Below are 1,475 nucleotides of genomic sequence, written 5' to 3'. Positions count from 1 at the left end.
GGCCGCCGTTCACCGTGACGATTTTCAGGGCAACCTGGCGGCGAACGACAAAGACGTCGTCTCGGCGCCGGTGCCCATCGTCGTTACGCTGGTATCGGTGACATCATCAAGGTTACCGTGAAGGAAGCAATTCCTCGCGGTAAAGTGAAAAAAAGGCCAAGTGATGACTGCAGTAGTAGTCCGCACTCGTCACGGCGTACGCCGTGCTGATGGCTCCATTATCCGCTTTGATGGCAACGCTGCTGTTCTTCTGAACAACAAGCAAGAGCCGATCGGCACCCGTATCTTTGGGCCAGTGACCCGTGAACTTCGTACTGAGAAGTTCATGAAGATCGTCTCGCTCGCCCCAGAAGTGCTGTAAGGAGATCCGACATGCAAAAGATTCGTCGTGACGACGAGATCATCGTGATCGCCGGCAAAGACAAAGGTAAGCGCGGTAAGGTGCTTAAGGTTCTCGCTAATAACCGTCTGGTTATTGGTGGTCTGAACCTGGTTAAGCGTCATACCAAGCCTAACCCGATGTCGGGCGTACAAGGCGGTATCGTCGAAAAAGAAGCTCCACTGGACGCTTCTAACGTCGCCATTTTCAACGGCGAAACCAACAAGGCTGATCGCGTTGGTTTCAAAGTAGAAGACGGCAAGAAAATTCGTGTCTTCAAGTCGACCCAAAAAGCGGTTGATGCTTGAACACTGCTAGGTAGAAGACCATGGCACGACTAAAAGAGATTTACTGGAAGGAAATCGCACCGAAGCTTAAGGAAGAACTTAAGCTTTCGAACGTGATGGAAGTTCCACGCGTTACAAAAATCACCCTGAACATGGGTCTGGGCGAAGCGGTCGGTGACAAGAAAGTCATCGAGCACGCTGTTGCCGACCTGGAAAAGATCACCGGTCAGAAAGTCGTTGTGACTTACGCTCGGAAATCCATCGCTGGCTTTAAAGTCCGTGAAGGTTGGCCGATCGGCGTCAAAGTGACCCTGCGCCGTGAGCGTATGTACGAATTCCTGGATCGTCTGCTGTCGATCTCCCTGCCTCGGGTCCGCGACTTCCGCGGCCTGAATGCCAAGTCCTTCGATGGTCGTGGTAACTACAGCATGGGCGTTAAAGAGCAGATCATCTTCCCGGAAATCGACTACGACAAGATCGATGCTCTCCGCGGTCTGGACATTACCCTGACCACCACTGCCAAGAACGATGATGAAGGTCGCGCATTGCTGCGTGCTTTCAAATTCCCGTTCCGCAACTGATTGGAGTAGGAAAATGGCCAAGATGAGCATGAAAAACCGCGAGCTGAAGCGTCAGCTCACGGTTGCCAAGTACGCCAAAAAGCGTGCAGCACTGAAAGCTATCATCGTTGATCTGAACGCAAGTCCAGAAGCGCAGATTCTGCGGGTTTTGCATGTGTCGGCTCCTAGGCAATGCTGCGCAGTTTAGCCTAGGCAACTGGCCGGGCGTGCTAAACTCGCCGCCGTTTT

Annotated in this window: 2 protein-coding genes and 2 pseudogenes; all 4 read left to right on the top strand. The window is 52.7% G+C overall.

The window, feature by feature from the left end; genetic code table 11:
* Positions 1-69 precede the first annotated feature (69 nt).
* Positions 70-361: pseudogene (gene rplN, locus ACQKP4_RS29085) on the top strand (50S ribosomal protein L14); the annotation flags it as partial.
* 11 nt (positions 362-372) lie between these two features.
* Positions 373-687: a 50S ribosomal protein L24 gene (rplX, locus tag ACQKP4_RS29080; protein ID WP_003176416.1), complete on the top strand. Its 315-nt coding sequence runs from the start codon at positions 373-375 to the stop codon at positions 685-687.
* Between the two features lie 20 nt (positions 688-707).
* Entirely contained in the window at positions 708-1,247 is a 540-nt protein-coding gene (rplE, locus tag ACQKP4_RS29075) for a 50S ribosomal protein L5 (protein WP_003176415.1), read from the top strand.
* Between the two features lie 13 nt (positions 1,248-1,260).
* Positions 1,261-1,383: pseudogene (locus tag ACQKP4_RS29070) on the top strand (30S ribosomal protein S14); the annotation flags it as partial.
* Positions 1,384-1,475: the final 92 nt, after the last annotated feature.

Source organism: Pseudomonas sp. NPDC086278, from assembly GCF_050280905.1.
In the GTDB taxonomy this organism is placed as follows: Bacteria; Pseudomonadota; Gammaproteobacteria; order Pseudomonadales; family Pseudomonadaceae; genus Aquipseudomonas.
This window is presented reverse-complemented; position numbering and strand designations above follow the sequence as displayed.